Genomic DNA, 20,879 nt, shown 5'->3' with positions numbered 1-20,879 from the left:
TCAGGCGCCGTACCCCATCATCTTCAGCAGCTGCTGCGCTTGCTGCACCGCTTCCTGGCGATGGGCCACGCCCAGCTTCTGGTATAGATTGCGGATATGGGTCTTGATGGTGGTGGCCGCTACATCCAACTCACCGGCGATCTGGTCGTTGCTGTAACCGGAATAGATCAACCCCAGCACCTGCCATTCGCGTTGGGTCAACGGACTGGTGCGGATCAGTTCCGGCACCTGCGGATGGGTCAGCAGCTTATCGACGAAGTTCTCGTCGAAATGCGCGAATTTGTGCCGATGATGCTGGTTGATGTCGCGCAGGATGCGCTGGGCGCGATGCTGTTCCAGCTCCGGCAGCGTGTTGAGCTGGATCAGCTGGCGCAGCTGCTGCGCCATCGCTTCGCCTTCGATGACGAAGTGGCTGATAAAGCCGGTGCGGTTGGCCAGCGACAGCGCTTCGATCAGCGCCTGCTGCGCTTCGCCCTTGCGCTCTTGCAGCCAGTAGAGCTGGTTGCTGAGCAGCAGATTGCGGTTGAGATCGCTCACCAGCCGCAGGCGACGGGCGTTTTCGTTCAGTTCATCCAGCACCACGCCGGCCTCTTCATACTGGCCGAGCAGGATCTGCACTCGCGCGATGTTGCGCCATTGGCCCTGCGTGAAGTGGTTGTCCGCCATGCCGGGCTTTTCGGTGTGGCGCAGCCACTGGGCGGCGGCGGCGGTGTCGCCGGTCATTTGCCAGTGGATCACCCGCGACTTGTCGGTGTTGGTCAACCAGTCGCGATGATAGTGGGCGCCGTGCAGCAGGGTTTCGCAGCGCTGCAGATGGGTATTGGCGTTGTCCAGATCGCCGCGCGCCAGCGAGCATTTGGCCAACATGGCGATGCACTGCAGCTGCTGTTGCGGTTGGTAGTTCGCCAGGATTTTCAGCCCGGTGCGCGCCGCGTCTTCCGCTTCGTCCAGACGCGACCACGACCACAGGATCTGCGCGCGAATGCGCAGCAGGAATTCGTGCATCGGCAGCTGTTCCAGGTGCTGCTCGCGGATCAGTTCGAACGCCTTATCCTGGGTTTCGTAAGCGGCCTGCAGGAAGCCCTGGGCGATGAGGATTTCGCTCTGCTGCAGCAGCGCCCAGAGCGCGTAATGGTTGGCCTGATGACGACGCGCCATCTGTTCGGTTTGCTGCATCATCGGCAGCGCGCGCGCCAGCTCGCCCTTGCAGTGGTGGACTTCGCCGGTCACCGAGGTGGCGACGATGCGGCTGTAATAGCTGGACAGCGGCAGGAATTTCAACGCTTCGGTCGCCAGCCGCTCGGCTTCTTCCGGTTTGCCGGCGTTGATCGCCACCTGGGCGCGCAGGGCGTCGAACTCGGCGTGCAGCGTTTGGTCTATCTCGATTTTCTGTTCGCGCATGGTGCGCTCGGCGCGCTCCAGCAGGGTGTTGACCTCGCTGTAGCGGTGCTGGCTCTGCGCCAGCCAGGCCTGCAGCAGCGCCAGTTTGGGGTTCTGAATCAGGCGCTCATACGGCAGCGCGTTGAGGCACTCCTCCAGCAGGGCCAGTTCGCTGTGGTGGAACAGTGACCAGGCGTGTTGCAGCAGGATATCGCGCAGCATGCTGACGTCGCTGGCCGCCAGCGCATGGTGAATAGCCTCCGCCGGATACCCCAGCGCCAGCCAGCCCTCGGCGGCGGCGCGGTGCAACCCCGGCAGCTCCAGCGCCAGTTCCCACTGGCAACGCTGGCGCAGGAAAGAGGCGAACAGCGGGTGGAAGTTGAACCATTCGCCGGTGTCGTCCATGCGGTGGATAAACAGCCCCTGGCGTTCCAGCTCCTCCAGCCGCTGCTGGCCGTTGTCTTCGCCGGTCAGCCGCACGATCAGCGCATCGTTCATTGAGCGCAGCACCGAACAGCGCAGCAGGAAGGCGCGCGCATCGGCATCGACGTGATCCAGCACTTCGTCCACCAGATAGTCGGACAGGTGACTGGCGTTCAGCCCCGCCAGCCGCTTGGCCGACAGTTGGGCCGAGGAGGTGGATTGGCGGGCCGACAGCGCGATCAGCTGCAGCGCGGTGGCCCAGCCTTCGACTTCGTCGCACAGGCGGCTGCTGTCCTGCTGTTCCATCGGCGCCGCCAGGCGGCAATCGAAGAACTGTTTGGCTTCCTGATGGGTGAACGCCAGCTGCTGCGTGCCCATTTCCAGCAGCTGATCGCGCACCCGCAGGTTGGCGATGCCGAGCGGCGGCAGGGTGCGCGAGAGCAGGATCAGCGTCAGGTTTTCCGGCTGATGGCGCAGGAAAAAGCGCATGGCTTCGTGAATGGCGTCGTTGGTGATCAGGTGATAGTCGTCGATCACCAGGTACAGCGGCTGATGCCAGTCGGCCAGCTCGATAAACAGCTGGGCGAACAGCGCCGACAGGCTGGCGTACTGGTGCTTCTGGCTCAGCGCTTCGCTCTTGACGCAGCGGCCGCCGCTGGCCTGCTGCAGCGCCGCGATCAGGTAGCTGGCGAAACGCTCCGGCTGGTTGTCGCTCTCATCCAGGGAATACCAGCCCAGATCGGCCTTGCCGGCCGCCCATTGGGCGATCAGCGTGGTTTTCCCGTATCCCGCCGGGCAATTGACCAGTGTCAGACGATAGTTGCCCGCGCTGGCCAGTTTGGCCAGCAGGCGATCGCGGATCACGGTATTTTGCAGCCGTACCGGGCGGCTCAGTTTTGATGGGATCAGCATAGTATTCCAGGATATAAATCGCGGTTCCCGCCGGGATTGGAGTGGCGCTAATTATTTTATGGTTCGTAATTAATAGCTCCCCCTAACTTCTGCCAACCCTAAACGTATTGCAACAAGCTTCCGCATCGGCTTGGAGTTAAGTTGCTATCGATCACACTTTTTTACGTTTGGTGTCGGAGTACGGCGATGCGGTTGCGGATCGCATTTCCGGCCATGGACAAAACTTCAGCAGCGCGAATACTTGTGCTAACGTCATGGTTAACGTTCTCAGTGCTCGCCGCACGCGTTGGCGGGCTTTTTTGCATCGTTGCAAGGGAGTCAAAAAGTGCCTGAGATCACAATTCCAGCTACGCCCCAATCCTCCTCCCCAGCTAATCCCCAGGCGGGATGATGCCGTCAGGCTTTCTCACCGGCACGATAGCGGCAATTTGACCCACTTACTGGATAGAGAGTTTTCCTTATGTCACAGCCTACGCTCAAGAAGGATGCTTTTCTGGCGGCGCTCGCCCGTCAGTGGCAACGGTTCGGCCTCAGTTCCGCGCAGCAAATGACGCAACATCAATGGTGGGAAGCCGTCAGTGCGGCGCTGGCCGAGCAACTGGCCGCACAGCCGGCGCCGCGCAAAAGCGCCAAACCGCTGCGTCACGTGAACTACATCTCGATGGAGTTTTTGATTGGCCGGTTGACGGCGAACAACCTGATCAACCTGGGCTGGTACGACACCGTCGAGCAGGCGCTGGCCGAGCAGAACGTCAAGCTGGCGGATCTGCTCGAGCAGGAAACCGATCCGGCGTTGGGCAACGGCGGGCTGGGGCGTTTGGCGGCCTGTTTCCTCGACTCGATGGCGACGGTGGAACAACCGGCCACCGGCTATGGGCTGAACTACCAGTACGGGCTGTTCCGCCAGTCGTTCCAGGGTGGGCAACAGCAAGAGGCGCCGGATAACTGGCAACGCGAGAGCTATCCGTGGTTCCGCCACAACGCCGCGCTGGCGGTGGACGTGGGCATCGGCGGCAAGCTGGAAAAGCAGGCCGACGGCCGCGAACTGTGGCGCCCGGCCTTCACCCTGCGCGGCGAAGCCTGGGATCTGCCGGTGCTGGGCTATCGCAACGGCGTGGCGCAGCCGCTGCGCCTGTGGCAGGCGACCCATCAGCATCCGTTCAACCTGAGCGATTTCAACGACGGCAAATTTCTGCAGGCGGAGAAGCAGGGTGTAGAAGCCGACAAGCTGACCAAGGTGCTGTACCCGAACGACAACCATCAGGCCGGCAAGCGCCTGCGCCTGATGCAGCAGTATTTCCAGTGCGCCTGCTCGGTGGCGGATATTTTGCGCAAGCACCATCAGGCCGGCCGCAAGATTGAAGAGCTGCCGAAGTACGAAGTGATCCAGCTGAACGACACCCACCCGACCATCGCCATTCCGGAAATGCTGCGCATTCTGCTGGACGAACACCAGCTGGAGTGGGAGGCGGCTTGGGCGATCACCAGCAACACCTTCGCCTATACCAACCACACCCTGATGCCGGAAGCGCTGGAATGCTGGGATGAAAAACTGGTGCGCAGCCTGCTGCCGCGCCATTTCTCCATCATCAAACAGATCAACGCCAGGTTCAAAAAGCTGGTGGATAAGCACTGGCCGGGCGACGAGGCAGTGTGGGCCAAACTGGCGGTGCACCACAACAAGCAGGTGCGCATGGCCAACCTGTGCGTGGTCAGCGGCTTTGCGGTCAACGGCGTGGCGCAGCTGCACTCGGATCTGGTGGTGAAAGATCTGTTCCCGGAATATCACCAGCTGTGGCCAAACAAATTCCATAACGTCACCAACGGCATCACGCCGCGCCGCTGGCTGAAACAGTGCAACCCGGCGCTGTCAGGCCTGATCGACGAGACGCTGAAGGTGGAGTGGGCGAGCGATCTCGACGCGTTGCGCGGGCTGGAGAAATTCGCCGACGACGCGGCGTTCCGCCAGCGTTATCAGCAGATCAAACGCGACAACAAGGTGGCGCTGGCCCATTACGTACACGGCGTGATGGGGCTGACGCTCGACCCGGACGCGATTTTCGATGTGCAGATCAAACGCCTGCACGAGTACAAACGCCAGCACCTGAACCTGCTGCACATCCTGTCGCTGTATCGCCAACTGCGCGACAACCCGAATCTGGACATCGTGCCGCGCGTGTTCCTGTTCGGCGCCAAGGCGGCGCCGGGCTACTACCTGGCGAAGAACATCATCTACGCCATCAATCAGGCGGCCGAGAAGATCAATAACGATCCGCTGGTGAAAGATCGCCTGAAAGTGGCGTTTATTCCGGACTACCGCGTGTCGGTGGCCGAACTGATGATCCCGGCGGCGGATATCTCCGAGCAGATCTCCACCGCCGGTAAAGAGGCCTCCGGCACCGGCAACATGAAACTGGCGCTGAACGGCGCGCTGACGGTCGGCACGCTGGACGGCGCCAACGTCGAAATCGCCGAGCAGGTGGGCGAAGACAACATCTTTATCTTCGGCAATACCGTGGAGCAGGTGAAGGCGATAGTGGCGAAGGGCTACGATCCGCTCAGCTACCGCAAGAAGGACAAGCACCTGAAGGCGATTTTGGATGAACTGGCGAGCGGCGCTTTCAGCCATGGCGACAAGCACGCGTTCGACATGATGCTGCACAGCCTGCTGGAAGGCGGCGATCCCTATCTGGTGCTGGCGGACTTTGCCTCGTACTGCCAGGCGCAGCGCCGGGTCGATGAGCTGTATCGCGATCGGGACGAGTGGACGCGGCGGACTATCCTTAACACCGCGCGCGTCGGCATGTTCAGCTCGGATCGCTCGATCCGCGATTACCAGCAGCGCATCTGGCAAGCCAAACGTTAAGGAGAGCGAATGGATCGCAAGCGTATCGATCAGGCGGCAGCGCAGGCGGGGATCGCTGCCGATTTCATCAATGCTCACGGCAAACGGCAGGCGATTGAGCCGCAGACCAAGCGCAAGCTGCTGGCGGCCATGAAGTGGGCCGATGATGCGGTGCAGGATACCGCGCCGCCGCCGTTACCGGCGGTCAAGGTGTTCTATCAGGGTGCGCCGTTGGCGCTGACGCCGACGGGCGAAGGCGAATACCTGTGGGCGCTGCAGCGTGAAGACGGCGAATGCCTGCAGGGGCGCGTCGGCGCGCGCAAGACCCTGACGCTGCCCGGTGAGCTGCCGGCGGGTTACCACCAATTGACGTTGAGCCAGGGCGCACGGCAGTGGTCATGCCGAGTGATCGTCGCACCGAGGCGCTGCTTCGAGCCGGACGCCTTGTTGACCGGCAAAAAGCTGTGGGGCGCCTGCGTTCAGCTGTACACGCTGCGCTCCGATCGCAACTGGGGCATCGGCGATTTCGGCGATCTGCGCCTGATGGTGGAAGAGGTGGGGGAACGCGGCGGCGCTTTCGTCGGCCTCAACCCGATCCATGCGCTGTACCCCGCCAACCCGGAGAGCGCCAGCCCATACAGCCCCTCGTCGCGCCGCTGGCTGAACCTGGCGTATATCGACGTCAACGCGGTGGAGGATTTCCAGCGCAGCGACGCGGCGCAGCGCTGGTGGCAGAAGCCGGCGACGCAGAAACAGCTCGCCAAAGCGCGCGCTGCGGAGTGGGTGGATTACACCGCCGTGATGCAGCTGAAACTGGCGGCGCTGAGGCTGGCGTTTCCGGTATTTCAGGCGCGCAAGCCAAACGACGCGCAGCGTCAGGCGTTCGAGCAATTCGTGACGGACGGCGGCGACAGCCTGTTCCGGCAGGCGGCCTTCGACGCGCTGCATGCCCATTTAGCGGCGGATGACATCAGCCAGTGGGGCTGGCCGGCCTGGCCCGAACGTTATCGGCAGGGGGATAGCGAAGCGGTGCGGCAGTTCTGCGCTGAACACCAGGAAACGGTTCGTTTTTACCTGTGGCTGCAGTGGCTGGCGGCCACCCAGTTCGCGCAGTGTTTTGACCAGAGCAGGCAGCAGCAGATGCCGATCGGCCTGTATCGCGATCTGGCGGTCGGGGTGGCGGAAGGCGGGGCGGAAACCTGGTGTGACCGCGAGCTGTACTGCCTGAAAGCGTCGGTCGGGGCGCCGCCGGATATTCTGGGCCCGCTGGGGCAAAACTGGGGCCTGCCGCCGATGGATCCGCACGTGATGGCGGCGCGCGGGTATCAGCCGTTCATCGATCTTTTGCGCGCCAACATGACCAGCTGTGGCGCGCTGCGTATCGATCACGTCATGGCGCTGCTGCGGCTGTGGTGGATCCCGTATGGTGAAACCGCCGATCGCGGCGCCTACGTCAAATACCCGGTGGACGATCTGCTGGCGGTGCTGGCGCTGGAAAGCCAGCGCCACCGCTGCATGGTGATCGGCGAGGATCTCGGCACGGTGCCGGTGGAAATCGTCGGCAAGCTGCGCGACAGCGGCGTCTACTCCTACAAAGTGCTCTATTTCGAAAGCGACGGCGAACACCATTTCCGCGCGCCGCAGGCCTATCCGGTACAGGCGATGGCGACCATCACCACCCACGATCTGCCGACGCTGCGCGGCTACTGGCAAAGCGACGATCTGACGCTCGGCAACCGGCTGGGTCTCTACCCGGACGCGGAAATCCTGCGGGCGCTGTTCGCCGATCGAGAACGCGCCAAGCAGGGGCTGCTGGATGGATTGCATCGTTATGGCTGCGTGCCGCAGAAGGTGGGCAAGAAGGCGGCGCTACTCGGCATGAGCCCGCTGCTCAACCGCGGCCTGCAGCGTTATGTCGCCGACAGCGCCAGCGCCTTGCTTGGCCTGCAGCCGGAAGACTGGCTGGACATGGCCGATCCGGTCAACATCCCCGGCACCAGCGATCAGTACCCTAACTGGCGGCGCAAGCTGACCCGGACGTTGGAGGAGATGTTCGCCGACCCGCGGATAAACCGGCTGCTGAAGGATTTGGACAAGCGCCGACGCAAGGTGTCGGTGGGGTGACGATGAGGTGTCGTTGTATTAGGTCAAAGGACGAGAACTTTAGTCCCATCCAAATGACGGATACCCGAATTAATTGGCGTTGCAGCTAGGCGGCAAGTGCGTAAAACCCCAGGAGCTTACTTAAGTAAGTGACTGGGGTGCGCGCATGCGGCCAACAACGCTGCAACTTCAAGTAAGAAGGGTATCAGTAGTAGGAGTGCTCGCCGCGCTGGTGCTCGGTCAAATCACGCACGCCCTTCAGCTCCGGGAACTTCTGCAGCAGCTCTTTCTCGATGCCTTCTTTCAGCGTGACGTCGACCATCGAACAGCCGTTGCAACCGCCGCCGAACTGCAGAATAGCCATGTTGTCGTCGGTGATCTCCATCAGCGTTACGCGGCCGCCGTGGCCCGCCAGCTGTGGGTTGATCTGCGACTGCAGCACGTATTCCACGCGTTCCATCAGCGGCGCGTCGTCATCGACCTTGCGCATCTTGGCGTTCGGCGCCTTCAGCGTCAGCTGAGAACCCAGCTGGTCGGTCACGAAGTCGATTTCGGCGTCTTCCAGATACGGCGCGCTCAGTTCATCGACATAGGCGGACAGTTTGTCGAACTTCAGTTCGGTATCCGTCGCTTCTACCGCGTCCGGCGGGCAATAAGAGACACCGCATTCGGCCGTCGGCGTGCCCGGGTTGATCACGAATACGCGGATTTGGGTGCCTTCTTCTTGATTTGCCAGCAGTTTGGCAAAGTGTTCCTGTGCAGCATCTGTTATACGGATCATAGCATTAGCTCAATAGTTGACTTCTATAGTCGGTTATAATACGCCCATTGCCGTGGCACTACAACGTGCGGCAAACGCACCATATCTGCACCGAGGCGGCGCCTTGCCGCCGCAGCAGCGCCGCGATCTCCGAGACGGTGCTGCCGGTGGTCACCACGTCATCCACCAGGGCGATATGCCGGCCGGCGACCGGCACGGTACAGGCGAACGCGCGCTGCAGATTGCGTCTGCGGGCAGAGGCGCTCAGCCGCTGTTGCAGGGCGGTTTTGCGCACCCGGCGCAAGGCGGCGGGCCGGTAGGCGCAACCCAACCAGCGCGCCAGTGGCCGGGCCAGCAGATCGCTCTGGTTATAGCCACGGCGCCAGCAGCGTGTTGCATGCAAGGGTACCGCCAAAATCAGGTCGGGTCTGTTCAGATACTGCTCTCTGCGCGCCTGCTGCCAGCGCAACAGCATCAGGCGCGCCAGCGCCGGCGCCAGCTCGGGCGAGCGGTGGAACTTGAACCTTTTGACCAAGCCGCTGAGCGGCGTCACGTAGTCGCCGACGAACACCAGCTGTTGCCAGGGCGGTGGCCGTTGCAGGCAGCGGCCGCAGGGCGTGCGCGTCTCCCCGGCGGGCAGCCCGCAGCGCGGGCAACACGGCGGTCTGGCCGGCAGGTGACGCAGGCAGCAGCTGCAGAGGCCATGACGCATCAGGCTCAATGGCTGTCGGCATAGCCAACAGCGGCTGCGGATTGATAGCATAGTGTCTCCGAGACGGGTAAGCATGAAAGGACAATAACCAATGACAGCGCTGTACTGGCAAACAATAGGTGAAGGTGAACGCGATCTTGTGCTGCTGCACGGCTGGGGATTGAACGCCGAAGTGTGGAGTTGCATTCAGGCGCGGTTGACGCCGCATTTTCGCCTGCACCTGGTCGATCTGCCGGGGTACGGCCGTAGCCAGGGGTTCGGCGCCCTGTCGCTGGCGCAGATGACGGAAATCGTGCTGGCGGCCGCCCCGCCGCAGGCCTGGTGGCTCGGCTGGTCGCTCGGCGGGCTGGTGGCCAGCCAGGCGACGCTGATGCAGCCGCAGCGGGTCAGCGGGCTTATCACCGTGGCCTCCTCGCCGTGCTTTGCCGCCCGCGATGAGTGGCCGGGGATCCGTCCGGACGTGCTGAGCGGTTTCCAGCACCAGCTAAGCCTGGATTTCCAGCGCACCGTCGAGCGTTTTCTGGCGCTGCAGACGCTGGGCACCGAGAGCGCGCGTCAGGATGCGCGCCAGCTGAAAGCGGTGGTGCTCAACCAACCGACGCCGAGCGTCGAAGTACTGAACGGCGGGTTGGAGATCCTGCGCACCGCCGATCTGCGCGCGCCGCTGGCGGAGCTGCCGCAGCCGCTGCTGCGGATCTACGGCTATCTGGACGGGCTGGTGCCGCGCAAGGTCGCCGAGCTGCTCGACGCCGCCTGGCCGAACTCCACGTCGCAGATCGTGGCTAAAGCCGCCCATGCGCCGTTTATCTCTCATCCCGATGAATTTGTGACGATGATCGAAGCGTTTATTGCAGCACATTGAATGCAGCGTGAAAACGCACGATAGAGCGCGAAAAAAAACGCTGCCGGGTGGATAAAAGACAAAGCTGTTCAATACTTAGTGAGTCAATGCGTTGGCTGCAAAATGAAAAGACCACGTGCGGCGATTTTCATTTTGGCGTTTCGTCTCTGGGAAACAGGCCCCGTCAGGGAAAGCAACGAGGCCTGAGGATGTCGCGGCAGCCTGCAGTACTACGCATGGATCCTGGACGGCTTTCATAACAGATAAATTATCCATTGAGAGGTTAGTGTCATGAAATCATTGAAGATGATTATTGCAGCGGCAGTGCTGGGTTCGGTGTCTTTCGGCTCCATGGCGGCAACCCTGCTGACCAAGGAAGATCTGGATAAGAATCCGGGTAAATACGAGAAGATCGGCACCGTGACCACCACGGCGGAAACCACGTCGCCGATGGATGCCAAGGAAGAGCTGTCCAAACTGGCGGACGAAAAGGGCGGTCAATACTACGTGATCCTGGCGGGCCGCGAACACGGTAAATTCAGCGCCATCGCCGAAGTTTACAAAGACAAGCAATAAGCCTTGAACGGCAAGGGGGCGCCCGCAGCGGCGCCCCTGAACGTCAGGCCTTCAGCCGGTAGAACACCGTGCTGCACCCCTGGCCCTGCGGGCAGCTTTTGCAGCCGCCGCTCAGACAGGCGCCGTCATCCTGTTCGATGCGTTCCACTTTCCCCATCGCCGTCAAACGGTCCAGCATCGCCTGCACCAGCGGCAGCGGCGTCGCCAGCGATTGGCTGAGCTGCTGCGCCTGAGCGCTGCCGCGCAGCGCCAACGCATCGCGCACCTGCAGCAGCCCGGCCATCAGTGGCAGCTCCCTTTGGCGCCCTGACAGCAGGCCGCCGGCGTGGCGTTGCCCAGGCGAACCGTGACGCGGCTGCGCGCCCGGCGCAGGCCGAACAGCACCAGCAGGTTTACCAGCACCACCGCCAGGATCGCCGTCAGGCTGTACTGCGGATGTTGGTTGAAGGTGGCCGCCTGATAGAACAGCGTCGCCAGCGAGTAGGCGACGTTCAGCCCCCACAGGATTGAGAAGGTCATCCAGCCGCGGCTCGATTCACGGGCGATGGCGCCCATCACCGAGACGCAAGGCACGTACAGCAACACGAAGATCAGGTAGCTGTAGGCGGAAATGCCGGAGCCGAATTTGCTGCTCATCACGCCCATCGAGCCGACGCCCATCTCGCCGTCGCCCTTGCTGGCTTCGATCGGGTTGGAGAGCACGCTCAGGCTGAAGGTGTTTTTCAGCCCGTCCCAGGTTTCCTGCAGCGCCCCGCCCAGTTCATCGAGCAGGTTGAAGTTGGCGGCGTTGAACGCCTCTTTGTTGATGTGCTCGGCGGTATACAGCGTGTTCAGCGTGCCGACCACCACTTCTTTCGCCATCGCGCCGGTCACCAGCCCGACGGTGGCCTGCCAGTTATCGCTGTGGACGCCCATCGGCTGCAGCAGCGGCGTCAGCACCTTGGAGACCGAAGCCAGCGCGGAGTCGTTGATGTTGTCGACCGTTTTGCCGCTGAACGAGAAGCTGTTCAGGCCGCCGATGAACATGCTGGCGACCACGATCACCTTGCCGGCGCGCAACACGAAGCCTTTCAGCCGCTGCCAGGTTTGCAGCAGCAGGCTTTTCAGGTGCGGCACGTGGTAAACCGGCAGCTCCATCACGAACGGCGAGGCTTCGCCGCGCATGAGGGTGTATTTCAGCACCAGGCCGGTCAGGATCGCCACCGCGATGCCGAGCATATACAGCGAGAACACCACCCCAGCGCCGTCCTGGCCGAAGAAGGCGGCGGCGAACACCGCGAAGATCGCCAGACGGGCGCCGCAGGACATGAACGGCGCCATCATGATGGTGATCAGGCGCTCGCGCTGGGCGTCCAGCGTACGGGCGCCCATGATGGACGGCACGTTACAGCCGAAGCCGACGATCAGCGGCACGAAGGATTTGCCCGGCAGCCCGAGCGCCTGCATCAGGCGGTCCATCACGAACGCCGCGCGCGCCATGTAGCCGGAGTCTTCCAGGAACGACAGGAACAGGTACATCATGCCGATCTGCGGCACCAGCGGCAGCACGGTGTTGATGCCGCCGCCGACGCCCTGCGCCAGGAAGACGGTCAGCCAGTCGGGGAAGTGCAGGGTGTAACCGAGCCACTGAATGCCCTGAATGAAGATCGCCGCCGAGCCGATATCGAAGATCGGCTGCAGCGCGCCGCCGATATTGATCGCCAGCAGGAACATCAGGTACATCACCAGCAGGAAGATCGGTACGCCCAGCCAGCGGTTGAGGATCACTTTATCCAGCATGTCGGTCAGGCGGTTGGGCATCGCCTGCTGCGAGTTGCTGACCGCGTCGCACAGGGCGGCGATGGACTGGTAGCGCGCGTCGGCGATCACCAGCGCCGGGTCCTCCTGCTGCTGCTGTTGCAGCGCCTGAATGGCCGCTGGCAGCCGCGCCACGGCGGGGCCGGCCAGGCGATGGCTGTAGATGTCGCCCTCCAGCATCTGCAGCGCCAGCCAGCGGCGCTGCGCCGCCGGCAGCGTTTGCGGCATGGCGTCGCTCAGCGTGGCGACCTCTTTCAGCAGCAGCGGCGGGTAGTTCACCAGCGCCTGCTGTTCGTTGATGCGATGATTGTCGATCATTTGTTTCAGCACGCCGATGCCGTCGGCGCGGGTGGAGACCATCGGCACTACCGGGCAACCGAGGCGCGCCGACAGCGCGGCGACGTCGATATCGATATGCTGGCTTTTGGCGATGTCGAGCATGTTGAGCGCCACGATGCAGGGAATGCCCAGCTCCAGCAGCTGCAGCGTCAGGTAGAGGTTGCGTTCCAGGTTGGAGGCATCCACCACGTTGATCAGCAGATCGGCGTCGCCGCTCAAAATGTAGTGGCAGGCGATCTGCTCATCGAGCGACGTCTGCTCCGAAATGGTGGTCAGGGAGTAGGTGCCGGGCAAATCGACCAGCCGCACGTCGGACTGCGGGGTGGTGAAATGGCCTTCCTTGCGTTCGACCGTCACGCCCGCCCAGTTGCCGACCCGCTGGCGCGCGCCGGTCAGTTGGTTGAACAGCGTGGTTTTGCCGGAGTTCGGGTTGCCGATTAAGCCGATGGTGAGTTTTTTCATAGTTCTGCGTGTCGTCTTCAAGGAGAACAGCGCCGGCGCAAAGGCGCACCGGCAAACGGAGGGCGCGCCGGCTCAGGGCTGGCCGTCGAGCTGCAGCAGCGCCAAATCCTTCCTGCGCAGCACCAGGCTGACGCGGCGGGTTTTAATTTCTATCGGGTCGCCCAGCGGCGCGACGCGCACCACGTCGAACGAAGAGCCGGGCAGCATGCCGAGCGATAACAATTTTTGGCGGTAGGCCGGCGCAATCTCGCTGGAAAAGCCGACAATCTTATATGTGCGTTTAGGTTGAAGCTGCATGTCATTAACCTTCCGGGTGCCGATGAGCATCGGGCTGATGATAATTGGACGTTGCCGGCGAAAATGCCACGCCGTCGGCGGTATTCATCCATAAGGTCATGCAATAAAGTGAGCGAAAATAATAGTAATTATCATTATCGCATTCAATGCAAAAAGTAAGGGTATTGTAACCAATTATTTTGGCGGCGGCCGCTTTTTGGCTGGCCCCCTTGATAATCCCCGTTTTACCACCGCTTATACGCGGCGACAAATGAGAATGGTGAGTTAAATCAGTTACGTATTTGTAGCCGAGTTTTCTCATTTGCAAATATCGATGGCTTTTTCCCTTTATTTATTTCCGCTGAAAGGCAATTCGATAACATTATTCCGCCGTAATGCGAGCGGTAACCATTTGTGTTTCTCTCACAATTCGCGAGATGAAAAATGCGTGTTAACGAAGTTGTTAATAAATGGCTGCAGGAGGCATTTTTGTTGCCTGAATAATGGGAGGGCGGTCACGCAGGAACGGGAAATAAAAAGATGATGGTTTATTGAGGCGGGTCAAAAATGCCGCAAGTTTTATTCATCAGAAAGGGCGGAGCAGGCTCCGCCCTGTTGGCTCTGGCTTAGCGTTTCTTGCCGAACGCCGCTGCCAGCGCGTCGCCCATGGCGCTGTTGCCGGCCGGCGTCGCATTGCGCGGTTTGGCCTTGTTGCCGCCTGCCGAACGGTTGGCGTTGTCGCGCGCCTGTGCAGGCGCGTTGCCGCCGCGGCGCGGTGAACCTTCGCCCGGTTGCTCATCCAGGCGCATGCTCAGCGCGATGCGTTTCCGCTGCAGATCGACTTCCATCACCTTCACTTTGACGATGTCGCCGGCCTTCACCACGGTGTGCGGATCTTCGACGAACTTGTCCGCCAGCGAGGAGATGTGCACCAGACCGTCCTGATGCACGCCGATATCCACGAAGGCGCCGAAGTTGGTGACGTTAGTGACCGACCCTTCCAGGATCATGCCCGGCTGCAGATCGTTGAGGGTTTCCACGCCTTCGGCAAAGGTGGCGGTTTTGAACTCAGGACGCGGGTCGCGGCCCGGCTTCTCCAGCTCTTTCAGGATGTCGGTGACCGTCGGCACGCCGAACTTGTCGTCGGTGAAATCGACCGCTTTCAGGCTGCGCACCGCCGAGGCGTTGCCCATCAGATCCTGCAGCGCCTGCTCGGTGGCGGCCAGAATGCGCTGCACCACCGGGTAGGCTTCCGGGTGGACGGTAGAGGCATCCAGCGGGTTGTCGCCGTGGTTGATGCGCAGGAAGCCGGCGCACTGTTCGAACGCTTTCGGCCCCAGACGGCTGACTTTCAGCAGCTGTTCACGGTTGCTGAAGCGGCCGTTCTCGTCGCGCCAGTTGACGATATTCTGCGCCATCATGCGCGTCAGGCCGGCCACGCGGGTCAGCAACGGCACCGAAGCGGTGTTCAGATCGACGCCGACGGCGTTCACGCAGTCTTCCACCACCGAGTCCAGCTTTTTCGCCAGCTGGCTCTGGCTGACGTCGTGCTGATACTGGCCGACGCCGATGGATTTCGGGTCGATCTTCACCAGCTCCGCCAGCGGATCCTGCAGACGACGGGCGATGGACACCGCGCCGCGCAGCGACACGTCGAGATCCGGGAACTCCTGCGCCGCCAGTTCGGACGCGGAATACACCGACGCGCCCGCTTCGCTGACGATCACTTTTTGCGCCCGGACGTCGCTGAACTGCTTTTGCAGGTCGAGATAGAAACGCTCGGTTTCACGCGAAGCGGTGCCGTTGCCGATCGCCACCAGCTCCACGTTGTGTTTGATGCACAGCGCCGCGACGATGGCGGCGGCTTTGGCCGCTTGCCCGGTGTGCGGATAGACGGTGTCGGTGGCCACCAGTTTGCCGGTCGCGTCGACCACGGCGACTTTCACCCCGGTGCGCAGGCCCGGATCGAGGCCCATGGTGGCGCGCATGCCGGCCGGCGCGGCCATCAACAGATCATGCATGTTGCGGGCGAAGACGTTGATCGCTTCATCCTCCGCGCGTTCGCGCACCGTGCCCATCAGTTCGGTTTCCAGGTGCAGCAGCACCTTGATGCGCCAGGTCCAGTTGACCACCGCCTTGCGCCAGGCGTCGGCCGGAGCGTTGTTCAGGCGCAGATTGAGGTGATTGATGATGATCAGCTCCGCCTGGCTTTCGCGCGGCGCTTCCTCAAACTGCGGATCGGCGTTCAGCGCCAGCTGCAGCACACCTTCGTTGCGGCCGCGGAACATCGCCAGCGCGCGGTGCGAAGGCACCTGGGAAATCGGTTCGTGGTGATCGAAGTAGTCGCGGAACTTGGCGCCTTCGTCTTCCTTGCCCTCGACCACTTTGGAGACCAGATGGGCGTTTTTCCACAGGTAGTCGCGCACCTTGGCCAGCAGCGCGGCGTCTTCGGCGAAGCGCTCCATCAGGATATAGCGCGCGCCGTCGAGGGCGGCTTTCACGTCCGCCACGCCCTTCTCGGCGTCGACGTAGCGTTCAGCCAGCTGTTCCGGCTGCTGTTGCGGATCCTGCCACAGCGTGTCCGCCAGCGGTTCCAGACCGGCTTCGATGGCGATCTGGCCACGGGTGCGGCGCTTGGGTTTGTACGGCAGGTAGAGGTCTTCGAGTTCGGTCTTGCTCAGCGTGGCGTTGATCGCCCCCGCCAGTTGTTCGGTCAGTTTGCCCTGTTCATCGATCGACTTCAGGATGGTCTGACGACGATCTTCCAGTTCACGCAGATAACCCAGGCGGGTTTCCAGCTGGCGCAGTTGGGTGTCGTCCAGGCCCCCGGTGACTTCCTTACGATAGCGTGCAATAAAGGGCACGGTATTACCTTCATCCAGCAGACGGATGGCGGAGTCGACTTGCTCCGGCCGGGCCTGCAGTTCTGTTGCAATAATGCGGCTCAGTGGGTCATTCATAGGTCTGGTATCTGTATTGAGAACGGTGAATAAACAGGGGACAGTTATACGGATTGATCGCGGAAAATGCCAGCGGAGCGGGCCGCCGCCGCGCGGCCGCGGCGTGGAGAACAGCTCAGGCGGCGGCGTTGGCGGCGGTTCGGAAAAAGCTGAAAGCTTACTTCGGGTAGTTTATCTCGTTAACGTACCACTGCGCCTCGCCCAGCGGGGTATTGACGGTGGCGACGTCCCCGACCTCTTTTTTCAGCAGGGCGCGCGCCATCGGCGCATCGATGGAGATGTAATCCTTGCGGCCGAAAATCTCGTCGTAGCCGACGATGCGAAAACGTTTGATCTCGCCGTCGTCATTCTCCACCTCCACCCAGGCCCCGAAGAACACTTTGCCTTCCTGCTGAGGGGAGTAATCGACGATCTTCAACTGCTCCAGGCATTTGGTCAGATAGCGGACGCGGCGATCGATCTCGCGCAGCCGCTTCTTGTTGTATTGGTAATCGGCGTTTTCGCTTCTGTCGCCCAGGCTGGCGGCCCAGGTCACTTTCTTGGTCACCTCGGGGCGTTCTTCGCGCCAGAGGTAATCCAGCTCTTGTTTGAGCTTGTCATACCCTTCACGGGTTATCAGTTGAGTTCTCATCGTGATTTATCTTTATGGGGCCACCGCCACAGTGTACGTGAATGCGGAGGGCTTTAAAAATGGCGCGCGGGCCTGCGCCTTGTCGCACGGTTTTTATTCAGTTTGCGCAGCTTTTAACAATCGGGAGTATGCTTAGCGATAGCGGAAAAAGAATGTGACGAAAGGAGGATATCTGGCGAGAGAGACAAGGAATTTTGGCGCACAACCCAACACATTGAAGGTATTACCGCATGGAATTTAAAGATTACTACGCCACGATGGGCGTTGAGCCCAACGCCGATCTGAAAACCATCAAAACGGCCTACCGCCGGCTGGCGCGTAAATATCACCCTGACGTGAGCACCGAAGACGACGCCGAGAGCAAGTTCAAGGAACTGGCCGAAGCCTATGAGGTACTGAAGGACGACGAGCGCCGCGCCGAGTACGATCAGATCCGGCTGCATCGCAACGATCCGAACTTTGGCCGCCAGGCGCGCGGCGATCACGGCGGCTATCAGCAGAGCGCCTCATGGCACGGCGGCGGCGCCGACGCGCAAGACTTCTCCGACTTCTTCGAGAGCATGTTCGGCGGGCGGGCGGCGGGCGGGCACCGTTCCGCTTCGCACTCGCACGGCGGGCATGGCTTCCGCGGCCAGGATCTGGAGATGGAGGTGCCGCTGTTCCTCGAGGAAACGCTGCATGGTCAAAGCCGCGAGATTTCCTACAAGCTGCCGGTGTACGACGAACTGGGGCGGCAGGTAAGCGAAGCCAGCAAGACGCTGAACGTGAAAATTCCGGCCGGCGTGGGCGACGGCGAGCGCATTCGCCTCAAGGGGCAGGGCGTTGCCGGCGTGGGCGGCGGCCAGAACGGCGACCTGTATCTGGTTATCCGCCTCGCGCCGCACCCGTTGTTTGAGATAGACGGCCACAACCTGAGCATCGTGGCGCCGCTCGCTCCGTGGGAAGCGGCGCTCGGCGCCAGCATTGAGGTGCCGACGCTGACCGGCAAAATCGCGCTGACCGTGCCGGCCGGCAGCCAGAGCGGCAAACGGCTGCGGGTCAAAGGCAAAGGGCTGGCGGGCAAGAAAGAGCCCGGTGACCTGTACGTTATTCTCAAGGTGGTGATGCCGCCGAAGCCGAACGAGAAGGCCAGCGCCCTGTGGCGGGAACTGGCTGAACAGGCGGCATTCAACCCGCGCGCGGAATGGGAGTAAAGCAGATGATGAAAAAAGAGATCACTTTCACCGTGGTGGAATTGTGTCAGAGGGTGGAGATTTCAGAGGACGAGCTGGTCGAGATCGTCGGCCTGGGCGTTATCGTGCCGCTGGAGCCGGCGCAGCCGCGCTGGGAGTTTGATTATCCGGCGCTGAGCCATCTGCAGCGCGCACGCAGGCTGCGGGCGGAGCTGGATCTGGACTGGCCGGGGATCGCCATGGCGCTGACGCTGCTCGACCGGGTTGATGCGCTACAGCAAGAGAACCGGCAGCTGCGCAGGCAGCTGGCGCGTTTCCTGCAAACTTCCTGACCCGAGAGCTGAACGCCACCGGGCGCTTCCCGGTGGCGAAATTGCACAAAATTGGGCCGTCGCCCCACATTGCGCCGATAAAGGGCGAAATTTTGACGAACCCCCGTCGACATTCACTGAAAATTGTTGATAAATGGGGAAAAGAATAAGCTTTGTAACAATTTCGTCTAGAATACATACCATTAAACGCTGTCTCAAATGGCAAGGTTTTCTAACAATATTCGAGTCAGGCAATAAAGCCTTTGGGAGTAATACCATGCAAGAGAATCATAAGATCCTGGTTGTCGATGATGACATGCGCCTGCGCGCGCTTTTAGAACGTTATTTAACCGAGCAGGGCTTCCAGGTTCGCAGCGTTGCCAACGCTGAGCAAATGGATCGCTTGCTGACTCGTGAATCCTTCCATTTGATGGTGCTCGATCTGATGTTGCCGGGCGAAGACGGCCTGTCCATCTGCCGCCGCCTGCGCAGCCAGAGCAACCCGATGCCGATCATTATGGTCACCGCGAAAGGCGAAGAGGTCGATCGCATCGTGGGCCTGGAAATCGGCGCCGACGACTACATTCCTAAACCGTTCAACCCGCGTGAGCTGTTGGCTCGTATCCGCGCGGTGCTGCGCCGTCAGGCGAACGAACTGCCGGGCGCGCCTTCGCAGGAAGAAGCGGTGATCGCTTTCGGCAAATTCAAACTGAACCTCGGCACCCGTGAGATGTTCCGCGAAGACGAGCCGATGCCGTTGACCAGCGGCGAGTTCGCGGTACTGAAGGCGCTGGTCAGCCACCCGCGTGAACCGCTGTCGCGCGATAAGCTGATGAACCTGGCGCGTGGCCGCGAATACAGCGCCATGGAACGCTCCATCGACGTGCAGATCTCTCGTCTGCGCCGTATGGTTGAAGAAGATCCGGCGCATCCGCGTTATATCCAGACCGTGTGGGGTCTCGGCTACGTTTTCGTCCCGGACGGCAGTAAGGCATGAGGCGATTGCGCTTTTCACCGCGTAGCTCGTTTGCCCGAACCCTGTTGTTGATCGTCACCTTGCTGTTCGTCAGCCTGGTGACGACCTATCTGGTGGTGCTGAACTTCGCCATCCTGCCCAGCCTGCAGCAGTTCAACAAGGTATTGGCCTACGAAGTGCGTATGCTGATGACCGATCGGCTGCAGCTGGAGGATGGCACGCTGCTGGAGGTGCCGCCGGCGTTCCGCCGTGAGATCTACCGCGAGCTGGGCATCTCTCTCTACACCAACTCGGCGGCGGAGGAGAGCGGCCTGCGCTGGGCGCAGCACTACCAGTTCCTCAGCCAGCAGATGGCGCAGCAGCTCGGCGGGCCGACCGATGTGCGGGTGGAGGTGAACAAGAACTCCCCGGTGGTGTGGCTGAAAACCTGGCTGCAGCCCGATATCTGGGTGCGCGTGCCGCTGACGGAAATCCACCAGGGCGATTTCTCGCCGCTGTTCCGCTATACGCTGGCGATTATGCTGCTCGCGATCGGCGGCGCCTGGCTGTTTATTCGTATTCAAAACCGCCCGCTGGTGGAGCTGGAACATGCGGCGCTGCAGGTGGGCAAGGGCATTATTCCGCCGCCGCTGCGCGAGTATGGCGCTTCCGAAGTGCGGTCGGTGACTCGCGCATTCAATCAGATGGCGTCGGGCGTCAAACAGCTGGCGGATGACCGCACTTTGCTGATGGCCGGAGTCAGCCACGACCTGCGCACACCGTTGACGCGCATCCGCCTGGCGACGGAGATGATGAGCGCCGAAGACGGCTATCTGGCCGAGTCGATCAATAAAGACATCGAAGAGTGCAACGCCATCATCGAGCAGTTCATCGATTATCTGCGCACCGGGCAGGAAATGCCGACCGAAAGCAGCGATCTGAACGCCATTTTAGGCGAAGTGGTCGCGGCCGAGAGCGGCTATGAGCGGGTGATTGAAACCGCGCTGTCGCCGGGCGAGCTGATGATGAACGTGCATCCGCTGTCGATTAAACGGGCGGCGGTGAATATGGTGGTGAACGCGGCGCGTTACGGCAACGGCTGGATCAAGGTCAGCAGCGGCCGTGAGCTGCAGCGCGGCTGGTTCCAGGTGGAAGATGACGGCCCGGGCATCAAGCCGGACGAGTTGAAGCACCTGCTGCAGCCGTTCGTACGCGGTGACAGCGCGCGCAGCACCAGCGGCACCGGCCTGGGGCTGGCGATCGTGCAGCGTATTATCGACGCGCATGACGGCGAACTGGATATCGGCACCAGCGAGCGCGGCGGGCTATTGATCCGCGCTTATATTCCGTTGCCGATGGAGAAAAAAGAGTCGACCAACGGCCATCAAACGGCCAGGGAAACCGCCTGACCTCTGATGTGGGCC

17 protein-coding genes are annotated in these 20,879 nt (G+C 61.6%); 8 read left to right on the top strand and 9 right to left on the bottom strand.

Going from position 1 to position 20,879, the window contains the following annotated elements:
* Positions 1-2,715 carry an HTH-type transcriptional regulator MalT gene (gene malT, locus ACUTQY_RS22255; RefSeq protein ID WP_033645297.1) on the bottom strand — a complete coding sequence of 905 codons (2,715 nt, stop codon included), beginning with the start codon at positions 2,713-2,715 and terminating at the stop codon, positions 1-3.
* A gap of 460 nt (positions 2,716-3,175) precedes the next feature.
* Between malT and malP the strand changes: the two genes are divergently transcribed.
* A complete protein-coding gene (gene malP, locus ACUTQY_RS22250; RefSeq protein ID WP_046687935.1) occupies positions 3,176-5,581 on the top strand; it encodes a maltodextrin phosphorylase in 2,406 nt (801 codons plus the stop codon).
* 9 nt (positions 5,582-5,590) lie between these two features.
* On the top strand, positions 5,591-7,684 hold the full coding sequence (gene malQ, locus ACUTQY_RS22245; RefSeq protein ID WP_046687934.1) for a 4-alpha-glucanotransferase: 2,094 nt from the start codon (positions 5,591-5,593) through the stop codon (positions 7,682-7,684).
* Between the two features lie 184 nt (positions 7,685-7,868).
* Here the strand turns inward: malQ and nfuA are convergent, their stop codons facing one another.
* On the bottom strand, positions 7,869-8,444 hold the full coding sequence (gene nfuA, locus ACUTQY_RS22240) for a Fe-S biogenesis protein NfuA (RefSeq protein WP_004930777.1): 576 nt from the start codon (positions 8,442-8,444) through the stop codon (positions 7,869-7,871).
* A gap of 58 nt (positions 8,445-8,502) precedes the next feature.
* The gene (gene gntX / locus ACUTQY_RS22235) at positions 8,503-9,186 is read right to left on the bottom strand and encodes a DNA utilization protein GntX (protein ID WP_046687933.1); all 684 of its coding nucleotides are present in this window, start codon (positions 9,184-9,186) and stop codon (positions 8,503-8,505) included.
* Between the two features lie 40 nt (positions 9,187-9,226).
* On the opposite strand from gntX, the gene bioH reads away from it, so the two are divergent.
* Together bioH and ACUTQY_RS22225 are read left to right on the top strand one after the other, a co-directional pair.
* Positions 9,227-9,997 carry a pimeloyl-ACP methyl ester esterase BioH gene (gene bioH / locus ACUTQY_RS22230; RefSeq protein WP_046687932.1) on the top strand — a complete coding sequence of 257 codons (771 nt, stop codon included), beginning with the start codon at positions 9,227-9,229 and terminating at the stop codon, positions 9,995-9,997.
* A gap of 270 nt (positions 9,998-10,267) precedes the next feature.
* Positions 10,268-10,552 (top strand): YdgH/BhsA/McbA-like domain containing protein, encoded by a 285-nt coding sequence (locus tag ACUTQY_RS22225; protein ID WP_004930765.1) that lies wholly within the window; start codon positions 10,268-10,270, stop codon positions 10,550-10,552.
* A gap of 43 nt (positions 10,553-10,595) precedes the next feature.
* Here ACUTQY_RS22225 and ACUTQY_RS22220 read toward each other — a convergent pair whose 3' ends face one another.
* The 6 genes from ACUTQY_RS22220 to greB form a co-directional block, all read right to left on the bottom strand.
* Positions 10,596-10,835 carry a FeoC-like transcriptional regulator gene (locus ACUTQY_RS22220; RefSeq protein ID WP_004930758.1) on the bottom strand — a complete coding sequence of 80 codons (240 nt, stop codon included), beginning with the start codon at positions 10,833-10,835 and terminating at the stop codon, positions 10,596-10,598.
* On the bottom strand, positions 10,835-13,150 hold the full coding sequence (gene feoB, locus ACUTQY_RS22215) for a Fe(2+) transporter permease subunit FeoB (RefSeq protein ID WP_046687931.1): 2,316 nt from the start codon (positions 13,148-13,150) through the stop codon (positions 10,835-10,837). The genes ACUTQY_RS22220 and feoB overlap by 1 nt, the downstream gene beginning before the upstream one ends.
* 72 nt (positions 13,151-13,222) lie before the next feature.
* Positions 13,223-13,447 (bottom strand): ferrous iron transporter A, encoded by a 225-nt coding sequence (feoA, locus tag ACUTQY_RS22210; protein ID WP_033645291.1) that lies wholly within the window; start codon positions 13,445-13,447, stop codon positions 13,223-13,225.
* 4 nt (positions 13,448-13,451) lie between these two features.
* The gene (locus ACUTQY_RS22205) at positions 13,452-13,748 is read right to left on the bottom strand and encodes a hypothetical protein (RefSeq protein WP_142076148.1); all 297 of its coding nucleotides are present in this window, start codon (positions 13,746-13,748) and stop codon (positions 13,452-13,454) included.
* A gap of 304 nt (positions 13,749-14,052) precedes the next feature.
* Positions 14,053-16,386, bottom strand: a complete 2,334-nt coding sequence (locus tag ACUTQY_RS22200) for a Tex family protein (protein WP_046687930.1) — start codon at positions 16,384-16,386, stop codon at positions 14,053-14,055.
* Positions 16,387-16,543: 157 nt separating this feature from the next.
* Positions 16,544-17,017 carry a transcription elongation factor GreB gene (greB, locus tag ACUTQY_RS22195; RefSeq protein ID WP_033645289.1) on the bottom strand — a complete coding sequence of 158 codons (474 nt, stop codon included), beginning with the start codon at positions 17,015-17,017 and terminating at the stop codon, positions 16,544-16,546.
* A 230-nt stretch (positions 17,018-17,247) separates the two neighbouring features.
* On the opposite strand from greB, the gene cbpA reads away from it, so the two are divergent.
* From cbpA to envZ, 4 genes are all read left to right on the top strand, one after another.
* Positions 17,248-18,210, top strand: coding sequence for a curved DNA-binding protein (cbpA, locus tag ACUTQY_RS22190; protein WP_033645288.1), 963 nt, complete (start codon positions 17,248-17,250; stop codon positions 18,208-18,210).
* 5 nt (positions 18,211-18,215) lie between these two features.
* Positions 18,216-18,521: a chaperone modulator CbpM gene (locus tag ACUTQY_RS22185; RefSeq protein ID WP_004930739.1), complete on the top strand. Its 306-nt coding sequence runs from the start codon at positions 18,216-18,218 to the stop codon at positions 18,519-18,521.
* 256 nt (positions 18,522-18,777) lie between these two features.
* Positions 18,778-19,497, top strand: coding sequence for an osmolarity response regulator transcription factor OmpR (gene ompR, locus ACUTQY_RS22180; protein WP_004709363.1), 720 nt, complete (start codon positions 18,778-18,780; stop codon positions 19,495-19,497).
* Positions 19,494-20,864 carry a two-component system sensor histidine kinase EnvZ gene (envZ, locus tag ACUTQY_RS22175; RefSeq protein WP_033645286.1) on the top strand — a complete coding sequence of 457 codons (1,371 nt, stop codon included), beginning with the start codon at positions 19,494-19,496 and terminating at the stop codon, positions 20,862-20,864. Before ompR ends, envZ begins: the two co-directional genes overlap by 4 nt.
* The last annotated feature ends 15 nt before the right edge of the window (positions 20,865-20,879 follow it).

It is taken from the genome of Serratia sp. TSA_130.1, assembly GCF_052691795.1.
The sequence above is the reverse complement of the archived record's forward strand: the minus strand, read 5'-3'. Positions and strand labels throughout refer to the sequence as shown.